Genomic DNA, 16,596 nt, shown 5'->3' on the forward strand with positions numbered 1-16,596 from the left:
ACCCCCTTAGTTGTTTTCTTCAGTAAACCAGTGTTCGCGTGCAGCCAAAATCACTTTTTTGGCTTCTTCTTCGTCAACACCGGTAATTTCGACCAATTCGTCAACAGACAATTCGGCCAGATCATCGCGTTGGGTAACGCCGGCCTCGGCCAGTTTGCGCAACATATCGGAATCTACGCCGTCCAAATTGCGCATGTCTTCAGACACTTCACCCAGTTTTTCTTCTGCGGCGATGGTAATGGTCAGGATCGCATCGCGTGCGCGATTACGCAGGGTTTCAACGATTTCTTCGTCAAAACCGTCAATCGAGAGCAATTCTGCCGCTGGAACGTAAGCAACTTCTTCCAAAGTGGCAAAGCCTTCTTCCACCAAGATATCGGCGGTTTCGTCGTCGATGTTCAAGTGGGTGGTGAAGAGGTTGCGGATAACCGCGTCTTCGGCGGCATTGCGCTCGTCGGCTTCTTCAACGGTCATGATGTTCAGCTGCCAGCCGGTCAGGATGGAAGCCAGACGGACGTTTTGACCGCCGCGGCCGATGGCCAGCGCCAGTTGGTTTTCATCAACGATCACGTCAACAGCGTGTTTGTCTTCATCAATCACGATGCGGCTCACTTCGGCAGGAGACAGCGCATTCATCACGAATTGGGCTGGCTCAGGAGACCACAATACGATGTCGATGCGTTCGCCGGACAATTCGTTGCTCACGGCGTTAACACGGGAACCGCGTACGCCGATACAAGTACCTTGCGGGTCGATGCGTTGGTCGTTGGCTTTAACGGCAACTTTGGCGCGTTGGCCTGGATCGCGTGCTACTTCGCGGATTTCCAACAGGCCGTCTGCAATTTCAGGCACTTCGTTGGCGTAGAGTTTGGCTAAGAAGTCGCCGCTGGTACGGCTCAAAATGACTTGTTTGCGGCCGGTATTGCCGATTTCGTCCACACGCAGGAAGAGGGCGCGGATGCGGTCGCCGCTGCGGAAGTTTTCACGTGGAATCATTTCTTCGCGCGGAATCAGTGCGTCAAGTTTGCCTGCGACGACTTCAACGATGATGCCGTGGCGCTCGACGCGTTTTACCGTACCAGAAACGATGTCTTCTTTAGAAGCGAGGAACTCGTTCAGGTTTTGCTCGCGCTCCGCATCACGGATGCGTTGCAGGATGATTTGTTTGGCAGTTTGCGCGGCTTGGCGGCCGAAACCTTCGTTTGGTAGCTGCTCTTCGTAGTATTCGCCGATTTGGATGGTGGTGCCGGGAATTTCTTCTTGGATTTCCTCGATGGTTTTTTCTACGTCGGGGTAGGTGTAGTCTTCATCGGCAACAATCAGCCAGCGGCGGAAGGTTTGGTATTCGCCGGTATCGCGGTCGATTTCGACGCGCACGTCCATGTGCTCGCGGTCGGCTTTTTTCTTGGCAGCAGTAGAGAGGGCGAATTCAAGGGCTTTGAATACGACTTCCGTTTCAACGTTTTTTTCACTTGCCAGCGCTTCGGCCAGCTGTAACATTTCGCGACTCATTTTCTAGAATCTCCAAGTAATCGGTTTTTAAAATTTAAATTCGGGGCGCAAACGGGCTTTGTCGATGTTGCTCAATTCGATTTGGGCAGTTTTGCCGTCGAAAGAGACGGTAACGATGTCGTTTTCGCAAGATTCGATGCGGCCGATGAAGTTTTTCTGACCATCAATCGGCAGGCGTGTTTTGATTTTGGCGTTCTGGCCGGCAAAGCGCACGAAGTCGGCGGCTTTTTTCAGCGGACGGTCAAGGCCAGGGCTGGAGATTTCCAAACGTTTGTAGTCGATGTCTTCAACCATAAACACGCGGCTCAGATGGTTGCTGACAGTGGCGCAGTCTTCGACGGTGATGCCGCCTTCTTTATCGATGAAAACGCGTAAATCGCCTTGTGCGGTCAGTTCGAAATCGACCAGCTCGTAGCCCAAGCCGGGCAGGGTTTTATCAAGAATGCTTTGAATATCCATGCTTCTCCAGAAGTACATAAACAAAAAAATGGCCGCGCGGCCATTTTTCGTGTGATTTGAAAAATTGGCCTATTATAACTGTTTTCAAGATAAAAGAAAAGTGTTGATTTGGCGTGGATTTTTTGAAGTGATTGCTTAAATGTAAAGGGTAGGGTTGAGGCCGTCTGAAAAGGGAATTGTTGACAAGTTTTGATGTAGTGTTTCTGAAATTGTTTTGAAAAACAAATAATTGGTATTGCTTTATTTTCAGACGGCCTTGTATTTCCAGATTTTTCGTGCTTGCACAATGTGCAAGGCGGTTCTACAATTTCTTCATACCCACCGAATAAGAAAGAAGGTCGCCATGTCCGCACACCCGATTTACAATTTTTCCGCAGGTCCTGCCGTATTGCCGGAAGCGGTATTGCGTACCGCGCAACAGGAAATGCTCGACTACAACGGTACGGGATTCCCCGTGATGGCGATGAGCCACCGTTCGGATATGTTTTTGAGTATTCTGCATCATGCCGAACAAGACTTGCGCCAGCTTTTGAATATTCCGTCCAACTATAAAATCCTGTTTTTACAGGGCGGTGCGACCACGCAATTCAATATGGCGGCCATGAATTTGGCGTACGGTTTTGCGACTGCTGACGCGGTGGTAACGGGCAACTGGAGCCGTATTGCCTATGAGCAGATGAGCCGTTTGAGTAATGCCGAAATCCGTTTGGCCGCGCATGGCGGCGAACAATATGCCTATAAAAACCTGCCTGCGGTTGAGGATTGGGATGTCAACCCGAATTCTGCGTTTGTTCATTTTGCGATTAATGAAACCGTAAACGGCTTGCAGTATCAAAACGTCCCCAAACTTTCAGACGGCCTGCCGCCGCTGGTGTGCGATATGTCGAGCGAGATTTTGTCGCGTGAGTTTAATGTATCCGATTACGGCTTGATTTATGCAGGCGCACAAAAAAATATCGGCCCTGCCGGTGCGACCGTGGTCATTATCCGCGAGGATTTGCTGGAGCGTTGTCCAAACGATATTCCCGATGTGTTCAACTACCGTTCGCATATCAACCGCGACGGTATGTACAACACGCCTTCCACTTATGCGATTTATATGTCGGGCTTGGTGTTCCGCTGGCTGCAAACGCAGGGCGGTGTGAAAAAAATTGAAGCGGTCAATCGAATAAAGGCGCAAACCTTGTATGAGACGATAGATGGCAGCGGCGGTTTTTACATCAACGATATTCATCCTGATGCGCGCTCCAAGATGAATGTGGTCTTCAAAACCGCAAGCGAAGACTTGGACCGCCGCTTTGTGTTGGAAGCCGAGTTGCAGGGCTTGTGCCTGCTCAAGGGTTATAAAACCGTCGGTGGTATGCGTGCCAGCATTTACAATGCGATGCCGCTTGAAGGTGTGAACGCGTTGGCCGACTTTATGAAAGATTTCCAACGACGTTATGGTTAAGACTTAAGATAAAAAGGCCGTCTGAAACTGGGTTTCAGACGGCCTTTTGATTTGAACAAGCCTTATTCGGTGACTTCTTCAGTAATGCTGTCGCGGTAGATGGTGCTGTCGTAAGTCGGAACAGGAGGCGGCAGCAGGCTGTCGAGTGTCAGTGCGGACGGGTTCAGCGTAGGGTAGCCGCTGAAGGTTACGGAATAACCGCCGTTGCCGGTACTGCGGACTTTGGCATGCGCGCCCAAAGGGAAAGTGGTTTTGTTGGTGATGTGGCCGAATGGGAAGCCGGTCAACACAGGGATCTTGGCGGTGCGCGAAATGTGGTTGACGACGGCGGAGAAATCGTAGCTGGAGTCGTACACGTCGCGGATGGTGCCCATGCGGAAATCGCCGAAGATGATGGCGCGTTGTTTTTGCAAAACACCTGACAGATAAAGCGTATTGAGCATGCGCTCGATGCGGTAGGGTTGCTCGCTGACGTCTTCGATAAAGAGGATGCCGCCTTGAATATCGGGCATGTAAGGCGTACCGGCAAGGGAGGCGAGAACGCTGAGGTTGCCGCCCCACAATGTGCCTTCGACGTTGACATCGGCGCGTTGGATGGTCGGAACATCAACAATGTTGACGTTGTTGGTCGTGCCGCGGATGAACGAATCCATGGTAAATACGCTGGGGTCTGCTTTGCCGAATTCGCTGTACACCATCGGGCCTGCAAAGCTCATCATATTGCCTTTGGCTAACAGGGCGAGTTGGACGGCGCACACGTCGCTGAAACCGAAGAATAATGTGCCGCGTTCGCGCATTCTGGCGCCGAGTGAGGCAAAGTCAATTTGCGGCAGGATGCGTGCCGCGCCGTAGCCGCCGCGCAGGCCCATCAAGACTTTAGGCGTTTCGATACGGCCGCTGGCAACTTCTTGAAAGTCGGCGGCGCGTTGGGCATCGCTGCCGGCAAAGCGTTGGTAACGGCGGCTGCCTGCCTGTTGGTTGGTCACGGTAAAGCCTGCATTGTAGAGGCGGGTCAGGCCGGTGGTTACGCGGTTGGGATCTTCGGCGAAGCCTGACGGCGCAACAACGCGCAGAAGGTTGTCGCCGGAACGTGGCGGATGGGGTTGCTTAGGTTGCACGGTTTTGGCTTTCGCGGTGGTAGAAGTGGTTTTGGTTTGCGGCGTGGTGGTTGTGCCTGTGCCGCAGGCTTGCAACAACCCTGCGCCTGCCGCGGCAGAGCAGGTACGCAGGAAATGGCGGCGCGTGGTGGAGTTCATTGAGGTTTTCCTTTCGTTATATGTTCAGACGGCCTGAACTTGGCGTGTCGGACCTTACAGGCCGTCTGAAAGTTTAAGCGATTAAGTTTTTGATTTGTTGCGGCCAATTTTCGGGCAAGGTCATGCCGTGTTCGCGGACGGGCGCAGCCCAAATCGGCGCGGGGAAGTTGGCATCGTTTTCAAAGCGGGCGATGACGTGCCAATGCAGGTGGGGCACAACATTGCCGAGGCTGGCCAAATTGATTTTGGCCGGGTGGAAGACTTGGCGCATTGCGGCTTCAACCTGATACACCATTTCCATGATTTCGTTGCGTTCGGCAGAGGAAAGGTCGGTCATCTCGGAAACATGGTTATTCCAAATAACGCGGCAGAATGCGGGTGCGCCGGCTTCGTTGTGGACGGCGATAACGCGCAGGTTTAGCGTTTGCAGCAAAATGTCTTCGTTGTCGGCAGTGCAGATGGGGCAGGTCATGGTTTTTTCTTTCTCAGTCTGAATAGGAATCGGATGATTTCAATCAGGATTTTTAGAACGAGGTAAATGGCACTCAGAGATATGAATGCGAAAAGCCACGGTTCAGGTATAAACCACCACAATAAATAGGCGGGCGTGATTCAGTCGGCACATTTTTCGGCACTCTTAACGTGATCACACAAGCCAAAGCTAAAAAAATCATTGACATCATGAAACGGCGAATAGGCGAACATTAAGTGCTTTTGGCGTCACACAAATCAATGCAATGATAGCAATCCAAAAGAATGGTTTGAGATGTTTGAGTACAGTCATGGACGAAGTGTTATGCAAATTTTGCCGCCCCCTGATTGGCAAGTTCGTCGGCTTTTTCGTTTTCAGGGTGTCCGGCGTGGCCTTTTACCCATATCCAGCGGACATCGTGTTGTTGAACCAGACTATCCAGTTCTTTCCATAAATCATCGTTTTTGACCGGTTTTTTGGCGGCGGTTTTCCAGCCGTTTTTTTTCCAACCGTGTATCCAGCTTTCCATGCCGTTTTTGACGTATTGCGAGTCGGTGCAGATGACGACTTGGCAGCGGCGTTTTAAGGATTTCAGGCCTTCGATGACGGCGGTCAGCTCCATGCGGTTGTTGGTGGTTTCGGCTTCGCCGCCGAACAGTTCTTTTTCGTGTGTGCCGTAGCGCATAAATACCCCCCAGCCGCCTGCGCCGGGGTTGCCTTTGCATGCGCCGTCTGTGTAGAGGTAAACGGGTTTATCCATGGGCATGTCTTTGTCGAATAAGGCGGTATCATAACATAAGGCCGTCTGAAATATCGGCAAATGCCGTCTGAAATATCGGCAAATACGGTTTGCGCGTGTAAAATACCCTGCACTTATCACTCGTATAGAAAGCAGGCAGATATGGGATTGTTCAGCGGCCTTTTGGGCAATGCTTCGCAAAAAGACGCCGATGCGGTGGAACGCGATTTGGCGAATATCCTGATTGATGGCGAACAGGTAAAAATGGCATTCAGCCTGGTGCGCGATTTGATTGTGTTTACCGAATATCGGCTGGTGTTGGTGGACAAACAGGGTTTGACCGGCAAGAAAGTGTCTTACCGTTCGATTCCGTATCGTTCCGTATCGCGCTTTTCGGTGGAAACCTCGGGCCATTTCGATTTGGATGCCGAGCTGAAGATTTGGGTTTCTTCCGGCGAAGCGCCGACTGAAACCTTGCAATTTAAAAGCGACAAGAGCGTGATTGCCATTCAAAAAGCCTTGGCAGAAGCCGTGTTGAAACCGTCAAAATAGAAAGGAAACATGATGAGCGAACAGCAAGAATTGTTTTGTTACAAACAGATGCCGGTATGGACGGCGGACGAGATCCCCGAAGCCTTGTTGTCCAAACACAATACCGCCGCCGGTACTTGGGGCTGCCTCAATGTCCTCCAAGGCCGTCTGAACTTCAACGAAGTGGACGAGGCGGGCAATATTACGGCTACGCACGAGCTGACGCCTGAAAGCGATGATTGGATTATCCATCCGCAAGCATGGCACTTTATCGCGCCGCAAACGCAAGATACGGAAATTCAACTGTCGTTTTACTGCGAGGCGGCGGACTATTTCAATAAGAAATACGGCATGAGCGCGACACATTCGGCCGTCCGCGTCGCCGAAGGCATCGTGCCCGTCGGTAAGGTTTTGGATATGGGCTGCGGTCAGGGCCGCAATGCGCTGTATCTGGGTTTGAAAGGTTTTGACGTTACCGCTGTCGATAATAATCCGAACGCGGTTCAAAACGTGGAAGAGCTGGCGCGTATCGAAGAACTGAATGTCCGCGCGTTCGAATACGACCTCAACGCCGCCAATATTCAGGAAAACTTCGATTATATGGTGGCGACCGTGGTGTTTATGTTCCTGATGCCGCGTTACGTTCCTGACGTGATTGCCAATATGAAGGAACACACCAACCCTGGCGGCTACAACTTGATCGTGTCTGCGATGGATACGGAAGATTTCCCTTGCCCGATGCCGTTCCCGTTCAAATTCGGCGAAGGCGAGCTGCGCGAATACTATAAGGATTGGGAATTGGTGGAATACAAGGAAGAGCTGGGTTCGATGCACGCGAAAGACGAATTCGGCAATCCGATTCAGTTTAAATTCGTTACCATGCTGGCGAAGAAACCGGAATAAAGGTTTTGCCGTAAAAAAGGCTGTCTGAATTCAGTTTTCAGACGGCCTTTGTCGTCATCAATCGACAATCCTTTTGCCCAAAATCACGACGTCTGCCAACATGGTTTCCAAATCGCAGACTTGCGGCAACCGCCCCCATTCTTTAAAACCGAAACGGTGAAACAGGTTCAGGCTCGGATAGTTGTGGCCGAACACAAGCGCGATGACGTTGTGGATGCCTAAGGACGGCGCGCGTTCGAGCATATGCCGCAACAGGATTTTGCCCACGCCTGCGCCGCGCATATCGTGGCGGACATAAATACTGACTTCCGCGCTGATGTGGTAGGCGTAGCGCGGATGGTAGTCGCTGAAACTGCCCCAGGCTAATACGGTGCCGTCGGTGTCGTAAAGGGCGTAGATCGGGCGTTTGTCCGTGTGTGCGGCAAACCACATTTCGCGTTCGGCAACCGTGGTCGGCGACAAATCGGCCGTGGATTGGCGCGTGGCCACAGTGCTGTTGTAGATATCGACGATGGCGGGCAAGTCTTGGCGCAGGGCAGGGCGGATGGTGTATTGCATTTCAGACGGCCTGTTATTGAATCAGTTTGGAGATTGTCTTAAAGGCCGGATGTTTGGCATCGCCGAGTACTTGGAACAAAATACTTTCGACATTGGAAACGATAATGCCTTGACGGCTCATTTGCGCCAAACCATTGTCGCGGTTGGCCGTTGTACGCGAGGCGGTGCATTCAAAAGGCAGGGATACGGCGTAACCTTGCGCCTTCAAATCCAAGGCCGTCTGAAGCATACAGATATGCGCTTCCGCACCCACCAAAATAACGTTTTTGATGTCGTTTTTGCGTAAGATTTCCTGAATTCCGGGTAAAAACGCCGAAAATCGGGTTTTCTCGACAACAGGCGTGCCTTTGGGCAACAGCAGCGATACAGCGGATACGGTGTTGCCCAAACCTTTCGGGTATTGTTCGGTTACGGCAAAGGGTACGTCCAAAGCCGTCAAACCTTGAATCAGCAGGCGGCAGCGTTCCAACATTTCATCCGCGCCGGAAAGGGCGGGCAGCAGGCGTTCTTGAATATCGACAATCAGACAAAGCGTATTTTTGGGGTTCATGGCTTTTCCTTTCAGACGGCCTTTACAGCAAAATCGTTGAATCAGAATGCAATCATATAACAAGCCGCTGGAAAAGTATTGCAGCTTGCCCTGTTTTAAAGCCAGAAATTCTTTTAAAATACCGCCTGATTTGAATTGATAGAGACCGACAACATGAATTTATACCAAACCGTCGAACGTGAAGCCCAAGCAGCCTTTGCCGCTGCCGGTTTGTCCGACAGCCCCGTCGTATTGCAGGCGGCAAAAAATCCCGATTTTGGCGATTTCCAAATCAACGGCGTGATGGGTGCGGCGAAAAAAGCCAAACAAAATCCGCGCGAGTTGGCGCAAAAAGTGGCCGAGGCATTGGCGGACAACGCTGTGATTGAAAGTGCGGAAGTAGCCGGCCCGGGCTTTATCAACCTGCGCCTGCGTCCTGAGTTCCTCGCCCAAAACATTCAGACGGCCTTGAGCGACGCGCGTTTCGGCGTAGCGAAAACCGACAAACCTCAAACCGTCGTTATCGACTATTCCTCTCCTAATCTTGCCAAAGAAATGCACGTCGGCCATCTGCGTTCCAGCATCATCGGCGACAGCATTTCGCGCGTGTTGGAATTTATGGGCAACACCGTTATCCGTCAAAACCACGTCGGCGACTGGGGTACGCAGTTCGGCATGTTGGTCGCTTATTTGGTTGAGCAGCAAAAAGACAATGCCGCGTTTGAGCTGGCGGATTTGGAGCAGTTTTACCGCGCCGCCAAAGTGCGCTTTGACGAAGATCCAGCCTTTGCCGATACCGCGCGCGAATACGTTGTGAAGCTGCAAGGCGGCGATGAAACCGTATTGGCATTGTGGAAACAGTTTGTCGATATTTCGCTTTCGCACGCCCAAGCCGTTTACGATACACTGGGCTTGAAACTGCGCCCTGAGGACGTGGCAGGCGAATCAAAATACAACGACGATTTGCAGCCTGTGGTCGATGATTTGGTCGAAAAAGGTTTGGCAGTCGAAGACGACGGCGCGAAAGTCGTGTTCTTGGACGAGTTCAAAAACAAAGAGGGCGAACCTGCCGCATTTATCGTGCAAAAACAAGGCGGCGGCTTCCTTTATGCTTCCACCGACTTGGCGTGTTTGCGCTACCGTGTCGGCACACTTCATGCCGACCGCCTGTTGTACGTCGTCGACCACCGCCAAGCCTTGCACTTTGAGCAACTCTTTACCACTTCACGCAAAGCAGGCTATCTGCCGGAAAATGCAAAAGCCGAGTTTATCGGCTTCGGCACGATGATGGGCAAAGACGGCAAGCCGTTCAAAACGCGCAGCGGCGACACCGTGAAACTGGTTGACCTGCTGACCGAAGCCGTCGAACGCGCCACCGCTTTGGTGAAAGAGAAAAATCCTAGAAATGAGATGGACGATTGGGCTGATCTTGCTAATGACGTATTGCAAGATATAAGAGACAAGGAAGAGGAAGAAAAAGAGATTAATGAGTTTGAGGTTGAATTTGATGAAAATGGAATTTCTGATATTCAATATGTTTCTCAATCAGAAGATAGCGAATTAGCAAAAATAAAAGAAGATTTATTGCAAGCTGAAAAAAGTGCAGAATCTCTAATAATTAGTGATGATGGAACAATTCGATCAAGAAGAAGCTCAGAGTATCACTCTGAAACAGCAAGAAAAGATATTGCAAAAATAGCTAGAGCCGTCGGCATCGGCGCGGTCAAATACGCCGATTTGAGCAAAAACCGCACCAGCGATTATGTGTTCGACTGGGACGCCATGCTCTCGTTTGAAGGCAACACCGCTCCTTACCTGCAATACGCCTACACACGCGTGCAAAGCGTATTCCGTAAAGCAGGCGAATGGGATGCAACCGCGCCAACCGTTTTGACCGAACCTTTGGAAAAACAACTGGCTGCCGAGCTGCTGAAATTCGAAGACGTGCTGCAAAGCGTGGCAGATACCGCGTATCCGCACTACCTCGCCGCCTACCTCTATCAAATCGCTACCTTGTTCAGCCGCTTCTACGAAGCCTGCCCGATTCTGAAATCAGAAGGCGCAACCCGCAACAGCCGCCTGCAACTGGCGAAGCTGACCGGCGACACGCTGAAACAAGGCTTGGAGTTGTTGGGCATTGATGTATTGGATGTGATGTAAGTTTTTGAATAAAAACGATGAAAGGCCGTCTGAAACTTTGCGGATTGCAAGGTTTCAGACGGCCTTTTTTATGCTTTGAAAAATATTGTGATACCGTTGTTTGAACCTAAGCGGTTTTGAATTTGCTCAGGCAATGCGTTCAGACGGCCTTATCTTTATTTCAAATTGCTTGCCAACAGCCAAGCCTGTGCTTCGGTGGCATCGCTGAAATATTTGGGATGTTGGTTGGTCAGGAGGCTGGAAAGGCGCGCGCCGAGTTTGATCCAGATGTCGTCGGTAATGACGGCAACGCGGCCGAAGTCGGTTTCATGTTGGTTGAGGAATTTGATTTGTTCGACCGCCATATCGATGGTGAAGTCTTTCAGCATGGACAAATCCAACAGGATGTCGGGCAGATGGATTTTTTGTTTTGCGGCCAACAAGGCTTCTTCCAATTGGCGGAAATCGTCTAAAGTGAACTCGTTGTACAGCGCTACGTTTAAGCCGTAAGATTGTTCGCGGATGGAAATCATGGTGTTCTCCTTGTTAAATTATTGCTTCATCAGAAATTTTTTGATTGAGGCCGGAGTAAAACTGCTGAACACGCCGCCTGCAACAATGATAACCATGCCGACAGCTTCCTGCCAAGTGATTTTATCGCCGAAAAGCAGTACGCCGGACAGGGCGGAGAAAACGACGGTCAGGTAGGAAAGCGAGGCAACGGTAAATTTCTTGCCAACCTTATAGGCGCGGGTCATGGCCAATTGTGCAATCATGGCGGAGATGCCGATGCCGGCCAGATAGGGCAGGGAAGACACGGTCAGCGGATGCCAGCCTGTGATGGTGCTCCAGACTGCGCCCATAATCAGGCCGGTAAGCGACAAATAAAACACCACGCGCCAGCCCGGCTCGCCCAAAAGCGAGAGTTCGCGTACCTGCAAATACGCCCAGCCCGACATGGCGCCGCCTGCCAGGCTGACCAGCGCGGCAAATTCCTGCCCGCCTTGAAAAGATGGGTTGAGCAGCAGGATAACGCCGATAAAGCCCATAACCAGAATAGCTTGTGTATAAAGCGTAATTCGTTCTTTTAAAATGAAAAATGAAAAGATGGCAAGCCAGATGGAGGACGTGTAGTTGAGCGTGACGCCTGTTGCCAGCGGCAGGTGCATGACGGAATAAAACGTGCACATCATGGCAAGCGTGCCGATGATGCTGCGGTTGAGATGGGTTTTCCAATGCGGCGTGGAAAATGTGTTGCCTTGTGCTTTGGCCATGATGCCTAAGAACAGGGTGGAGACCAGCATACGCCAGAAGACCAGCTCGCCGCTGGAAAAACCGAAATGTGTAGAGGCGGCTTTGACGGAGAGGTTCATGACGGTAAAGCCGAGCGCGGCAATAACCATCCATGCCGAGCCGAGCGGATCTTTTCTGACGGTTTCCATTTGATGGGTATGTAAAGCGATTTTATTAATAAGAAAATATTATACAGGTCAATCAGGCCGTCTGAATAATATCGTTGGGTTTCAGACGGCCTTTTTATTAGAAAATGAGAATTGTTATTGAATAATAAAGTGGGTTTTTATAGAATGGAAGCCCTGTTTTAAGAAAGGCTTGTCATGAAAGTATCCAATATTTCTGCCGTATTGCTGTCTGCTTTGTTTTCCGTTGCCGTTTCTGCCGCGCCCTTGGGAGAGGTTTCTTCCGAAAACGGTAAGATTTTCAGCGGCGAAAATTACATGGTTGTTAAGAAAGACATGAAGAAAGGGGAGCAGATCAAGCCGCACGATCATCCAGGTTTTAAAACGCTGATTTTTGCCGTTGGAAAAGGAAGCTTTGACGTGACGCTGAATCAGACTGAAAAACATACGGTCGGCGCAGGCTCGGTGTTGCGGTTTGGCGGCGATGCAGTGATTGAGGCAGTTGCAACCGAAGATGCAGATGTGGCAATTACTTTGATTAAGTAAACCGATAGATGATAAAAGGCCGTCTGAAAAATGATGTTTCAGACGGCCTTATTTATTCATCCAACCGTTGCCATTAAGCGCAAATCAAATAGATGAAGCCGGAGCCGAACATATCTGCCAAGGCGTGAATCAGGAAAAACGGCAGCAGGTTTTTGACTTTGTATTTGTAGAAGAAGTAGTACATCAAGCCGAAAACAACGCCGATAACGGTCGCCCAAAGCATGCCTTGGTAAGTATGGAAGGAGATGCGCACCAAGGTCGAATAGGCCAATGCCTGCCATTTGTATTTGTCTTCTACGCAGGTTAAAAGGCCGAGGAAACAGAATTCTTCGTAAAAGCCGTTTAAAAGGCCGTAGAGGATGGCCATCGGCGCAAGGGCGGCGAATTTGTCGAAGATGGATAATGGTTTGATGTATTGGAAAATTTCAGTGGTGAAGTAATTGTAGCCGCCGCTTAATGAAGTCACCGCATCGGCGGTCAGACCCATCAGGATAAAAATCACAGGCGTCCAAAACAATACGCCTAAATTAAAGCGAATCGGCAACTGTTTGAAGTCGAAACGGCGGATAACGAGGTAAATCAGAGCAATAGCAAGTAGCGTCAACTGCAGGCTCATGTTTTCAGAATAAGCCACGCCGGTTACCGCAGTATCACGCACTTCCTCAGTCGCAGCGGCCGTTTCTACTTGCGGCATCAGGCTGGCGATATAAAGTTGGGTAGAACGGTAGGCAAATTGACCGAACAGGATGGCGGTAACAATCAGCATGTCAAACCAGCGCAGATGACGCAAAGGCTCTTTAGGGCGGATGGCGGCGAGTATGCTCATAATTCTCCTCTTTACTCTAATTAAATGGCAGTGCGCAATAGTTACATAAACATACAAAAATCGTCAACAATTATCACAATAAAACATGAATTAAAAAACAGACCGTTTCAGACGGCCTGAAGCGCTTCTAAAAATGCCATATTTTCCGAAGGGTTTATCTTCAAAAATATGGCATAATCACTTTATTGCAAACCAAGGAATCTTATCGTGAGTATTTCTCTGTCCCAATATCTGCTCTACCTGCAATACATGTTGGCAGGTATCGCCATGACCGTTGTTTTTGCTGCCGTATATCTGAGGATTACACCCGTTGAAGAATTGCGCCTGATTAAAAACGGCAACCTTGCCTGCGCCTTATCGTTTGGCGGCGCGTTGGTCGGTTTCTGTCTGACGCTTGCCTCAAGCATTGCACACAGCGTCAGCTTCATCGATTTTATCCTGTGGGGACTTGCCGCAGCAGTGATTCAGATTTTTGTCTATTTCGCTGCAACAATGATGATTAAAGACGCTACCCCAGAACTTATCGGCAACAATGTCGCCGTCGGCGTGCTGTTTGGTGCAGTGTCCATCTCGATCGGCATTTTGAATGCGGCTTGCTTGACTTGATTTTGATGGTCGGTTGGATAGCAAAAGATGTGCTGATCCTGACTCCTGCCTGGAAAAATTATCGGTATATTTTTTTGACTGATAAGGTCTTATGTCTGATGGTATTGGCGTTATAGTGAAATTCTGAAAGCATCAAAAAATTCAGACGGCCTGTTATATACAAGGCCGTCTGAAACATTTTAACTACTTAAGTTCATCAAATTAGAAAGAGTATTGCAATCTTACGCCCGCTTCGTGGGTGTGGTTTTTAGGTTCTATAGATCCCAATTCATATGAGTCATACCCTTCCGTAACGGTAAGGTTCGATTCTTTAACTTTCCAGCCGCGATAGAATGGAGTGAGGCTGATTTTGGAACCGTTAGCGAATTTTTTAGATACAGGTACTTCAACCTCAATACCTTGTCCGCCGCCTTGTTTCATTCGGGTTTCTACCTGGTCGGGTTCGTAAGAGTATTGGCGGCCTTTCACGGCACGATTGTAGGCAATGCGAGGAGATATCTCAAAGTTTGTAGGAAGGGCGATATTTACTCCGGTATTGATTTGCGCATATGTGGTTCGGTTTTTGCGGTCATAATCATTAGGATCAATGCGGCTGCTTAAGTCTCTCAGAACACGGTGTCCCAAGCCGGCTCCGGCAGTAATGCTAAAGCGATCGTTAATCGGGAGTGTATATTCGTATAAGGCACGGATATCGTATGCGCGGCGTGGTGCATTTTTGAGTGTGGCTGAGCCATAACTTGCTGAATCGTCGATATAATCCTCAGTTATATATTGTACGCTTCCCGTGTAATCTGTTTTACCGCGCGAATAACGGCCTTCTAATTTTGCCGCATGGCGATCGTTGAAACGGTATTTTACGCCGGCATTAATAGACCATAAGTTGCCTTTTTGCTGCATTAAGCGACTACCATCTTTTTCGTATTCGCGATAGGTCTCGTTGTAATATTCGCTACCAACGGTAAATTCAACAGGGCGGGCAGCCTGTGTACTTACGGCAGCAGAGAGTGCTAACACTGCAAAACAGAAATGAGCAGAATTTTTCATATAAATTCCTTTTACTTTATGAAAGCCAATGTGATAATTTGACAATACAGCATGATGAATTTCTAGGATTTGGTAAATATTAACAGGTGTAGTGAACGCTTGGTATGGTGTTTAATGATTTTCTACCTGTATTTGTCTTTTTTATGATATAGCGCAGGTAAAAGCAGAAAAATAGTGTAAAACAGAGTCTGCATGAATTTTAATGATATGTTAATGTTTCTGGGTCGGCTAGTGGGTTTAACACTAAAAATAGATAGAGCAACCCACTCTATCCCAGGCATAAAGACATTTTGAATGTTAATATCGTATGACATTCTATTTATATAAAATAAGCGATATAACCGACCAGGCAAATTGACCTGACTGCCCATTAAGTTATCCCTTCTTCTTCAAATAAGGAACTGCGATGTTCAACTTTATCAAGAAACAGTTTATCGACGTCATTCAATGGCCGAATCCCGACGACAGCCTGCTGATGTGGCGTTTTCCGATTGCCGATGAGGAGATTCAAAACGGTGCGAGCCTGACTGTGCGTGAGGCGCAGATGGCGATGTTTGTCGATGAAGGCGTAACCGCCGACGTGTTCGGTCCGGGGCGTTACACGCTCAATACGCAAACGCTGCCAGTGCTGACCAACTTGAAAAACTGGGACAAGCTTTTTGAATCCCCTTTTAAATCGGATGTTTACTTTTTCAATACCAAACAACAGATCGCACGTAAATGGGGGACGTCCCAACCTGTTACCGTGCGCGATGCCGAGTTTGGCGCTGTGCAACTGCGTTCGTTCGGTATGTATTCTTACCGCATCAGCGATCCGGCAAAATTTTTCAAAGAAGTCAGCGGCGTGGCGGCGCAATACAGCGGCGTAGACTTGGAAAACCAGCTACGTAATATTGCAGTTACCCAATTGGCGGCTGCGTTTGGCAGCTCCGGTATCCCATTCTTGGATATGGCGGCGAACCAAGTTTTGCTGTCGCAAAAAATCGGCGAATTGCTTAGCGCGGAATTTGCCAAGCTGGGTTTGGCGCTGGAAAACTTCACTGTTGAAAGCATTACCTTGCCTGCGTCTATTCAGGCTGCGTTGGATAAGAAAATTTCGATGGGCGTCATCGGCGATTTGGGACGTTACACCCAATATCAAACCGCCGAATCTATCCCGCTTGCGGCACAAAATGAAGGTGGACTTGCTGGAGTCGGTGCAGGTTTGGGCGTAGGTGCCGGTATTGGTCAGGCGATGGCGGGTGCCATGGCGGGCATGATGCAGCCAAATACGCAACAGGATCAGCAAAATGTTCAGCCGGTTGCCGAAGATCCGCAGGCGAAATTGGTGAAACTCAAGTCTTTGCTGGATGGCGGTTTGATTTCGCAAGAAGATTTTGATAAGGCCAAGGCTGAAGTGTTGAAGCAGTTGATTGGTTAATCAATTGAAGGCCGTCTGAAAAATATCATTCAAAGAAGCGTTGAGCTGCTTCTGTGAAAAGGTTTCAGACGGCCTTTTGAATCATTTGATTGAGTCTGTTCGGCGATTTGGTTTGTTTCTAATCTGAAATCATTGATAAAACCAGTTGATATAAACGTTAAGGCCGTCTGAAACATTCCAACCCATTC

18 protein-coding genes are annotated in these 16,596 nt (G+C 49.4%); 7 read left to right on the top strand and 11 right to left on the bottom strand.

All coding sequences use genetic code 11. From position 1 onward, the window contains the following. Positions 1 to 6: 6 nt before the first annotated feature. Entirely contained in the window at positions 7 to 1,512 is a 1,506-nt protein-coding gene (gene nusA, locus ACTHR7_RS04010; protein ID WP_003678742.1) for a transcription termination factor NusA, read from the bottom strand. Between the two features lie 27 nt (positions 1,513 to 1,539). Next, entirely contained in the window at positions 1,540 to 1,971 is a 432-nt protein-coding gene (gene rimP / locus ACTHR7_RS04015) for a ribosome maturation factor RimP (protein WP_003685973.1), read from the bottom strand. Positions 1,972 to 2,314: 343 nt separating this feature from the next. On the opposite strand from rimP, the gene serC reads away from it, so the two are divergent. Then, complete coding sequence (gene serC / locus ACTHR7_RS04020; protein WP_070713312.1) at positions 2,315 to 3,421, top strand: phosphoserine transaminase; 1,107 nt, start codon at positions 2,315 to 2,317, stop codon at positions 3,419 to 3,421. A gap of 62 nt (positions 3,422 to 3,483) precedes the next feature. Here serC and ACTHR7_RS04025 read toward each other — a convergent pair whose 3' ends face one another. The 3 genes from ACTHR7_RS04025 to rnhA all read right to left on the bottom strand — a co-directional run bounded on the left by ACTHR7_RS04025 (position 3,484) and on the right by rnhA (position 5,909). Then, complete coding sequence (locus tag ACTHR7_RS04025) at positions 3,484 to 4,677, bottom strand: LD-carboxypeptidase (protein ID WP_070713308.1); 1,194 nt, start codon at positions 4,675 to 4,677, stop codon at positions 3,484 to 3,486. Between the two features lie 73 nt (positions 4,678 to 4,750). Further along, complete coding sequence (locus tag ACTHR7_RS04030) at positions 4,751 to 5,149, bottom strand: HIT family protein (protein WP_070645494.1); 399 nt, start codon at positions 5,147 to 5,149, stop codon at positions 4,751 to 4,753. A 322-nt stretch (positions 5,150 to 5,471) separates the two neighbouring features. After that, positions 5,472 to 5,909, bottom strand: coding sequence for a ribonuclease HI (gene rnhA / locus ACTHR7_RS04035; protein ID WP_440370357.1), 438 nt, complete (start codon positions 5,907 to 5,909; stop codon positions 5,472 to 5,474). A 141-nt stretch (positions 5,910 to 6,050) separates the two neighbouring features. Here rnhA and ACTHR7_RS04040 point away from each other — a divergent pair, with 141 nt between their 5' ends. Continuing rightward, positions 6,051 to 6,440: a PH domain-containing protein gene (locus ACTHR7_RS04040; protein ID WP_003678731.1), complete on the top strand. Its 390-nt coding sequence runs from the start codon at positions 6,051 to 6,053 to the stop codon at positions 6,438 to 6,440. Between the two features lie 12 nt (positions 6,441 to 6,452). Then, positions 6,453 to 7,322 carry an SAM-dependent methyltransferase TehB gene (tehB, locus tag ACTHR7_RS04045; protein ID WP_440370358.1) on the top strand — a complete coding sequence of 290 codons (870 nt, stop codon included), beginning with the start codon at positions 6,453 to 6,455 and terminating at the stop codon, positions 7,320 to 7,322. A gap of 57 nt (positions 7,323 to 7,379) precedes the next feature. On the opposite strand, the gene ACTHR7_RS04050 is transcribed toward tehB, so the two are convergent. After that, a complete protein-coding gene (locus tag ACTHR7_RS04050; protein ID WP_440370359.1) occupies positions 7,380 to 7,880 on the bottom strand; it encodes an N-acetyltransferase family protein in 501 nt (166 codons plus the stop codon). 13 nt (positions 7,881 to 7,893) lie between these two features. Beyond that, a complete protein-coding gene (locus tag ACTHR7_RS04055; protein WP_440370360.1) occupies positions 7,894 to 8,430 on the bottom strand; it encodes an isochorismatase family protein in 537 nt (178 codons plus the stop codon). A 153-nt stretch (positions 8,431 to 8,583) separates the two neighbouring features. Between ACTHR7_RS04055 and argS the strand changes: the two genes are divergently transcribed. Beyond that, entirely contained in the window at positions 8,584 to 10,569 is a 1,986-nt protein-coding gene (gene argS, locus ACTHR7_RS04060; protein WP_440370361.1) for an arginine--tRNA ligase, read from the top strand. A 155-nt stretch (positions 10,570 to 10,724) separates the two neighbouring features. Here the strand turns inward: argS and ACTHR7_RS04065 are convergent, their stop codons facing one another. Together ACTHR7_RS04065 and ACTHR7_RS04070 are read right to left on the bottom strand one after the other, a co-directional pair. After that, positions 10,725 to 11,081, bottom strand: coding sequence for an STAS/SEC14 domain-containing protein (locus ACTHR7_RS04065; RefSeq protein ID WP_003745709.1), 357 nt, complete (start codon positions 11,079 to 11,081; stop codon positions 10,725 to 10,727). 18 nt (positions 11,082 to 11,099) lie between these two features. Continuing rightward, positions 11,100 to 11,990, bottom strand: coding sequence for a DMT family transporter (locus tag ACTHR7_RS04070; protein ID WP_315038498.1), 891 nt, complete (start codon positions 11,988 to 11,990; stop codon positions 11,100 to 11,102). A 174-nt stretch (positions 11,991 to 12,164) separates the two neighbouring features. On the opposite strand from ACTHR7_RS04070, the gene ACTHR7_RS04075 reads away from it, so the two are divergent. Beyond that, complete coding sequence (locus tag ACTHR7_RS04075; RefSeq protein ID WP_003686176.1) at positions 12,165 to 12,512, top strand: hypothetical protein; 348 nt, start codon at positions 12,165 to 12,167, stop codon at positions 12,510 to 12,512. 73 nt (positions 12,513 to 12,585) lie between these two features. On the opposite strand, the gene ACTHR7_RS04080 is transcribed toward ACTHR7_RS04075, so the two are convergent. Next, positions 12,586 to 13,338, bottom strand: a complete 753-nt coding sequence (locus tag ACTHR7_RS04080; RefSeq protein ID WP_440370362.1) for a CPBP family glutamic-type intramembrane protease — start codon at positions 13,336 to 13,338, stop codon at positions 12,586 to 12,588. A 207-nt stretch (positions 13,339 to 13,545) separates the two neighbouring features. On the opposite strand from ACTHR7_RS04080, the gene ACTHR7_RS04085 reads away from it, so the two are divergent. After that, positions 13,546 to 13,944 carry a DUF350 domain-containing protein gene (locus tag ACTHR7_RS04085; protein WP_440370363.1) on the top strand — a complete coding sequence of 133 codons (399 nt, stop codon included), beginning with the start codon at positions 13,546 to 13,548 and terminating at the stop codon, positions 13,942 to 13,944. 201 nt (positions 13,945 to 14,145) lie between these two features. Here ACTHR7_RS04085 and ACTHR7_RS04090 read toward each other — a convergent pair whose 3' ends face one another. Further along, positions 14,146 to 14,988 (bottom strand): outer membrane beta-barrel protein, encoded by an 843-nt coding sequence (locus ACTHR7_RS04090; RefSeq protein WP_440370364.1) that lies wholly within the window; start codon positions 14,986 to 14,988, stop codon positions 14,146 to 14,148. Between the two features lie 406 nt (positions 14,989 to 15,394). On the opposite strand from ACTHR7_RS04090, the gene ACTHR7_RS04095 reads away from it, so the two are divergent. Next, positions 15,395 to 16,408 (top strand): SPFH domain-containing protein, encoded by a 1,014-nt coding sequence (locus tag ACTHR7_RS04095; RefSeq protein ID WP_440370365.1) that lies wholly within the window; start codon positions 15,395 to 15,397, stop codon positions 16,406 to 16,408. Positions 16,409 to 16,596: the final 188 nt, after the last annotated feature.

The organism is Neisseria sp. P0007.S010, assembly GCF_051962875.1.
In the GTDB taxonomy this organism is placed as follows: domain Bacteria; phylum Pseudomonadota; class Gammaproteobacteria; order Burkholderiales; family Neisseriaceae; genus Neisseria; species Neisseria subflava_A.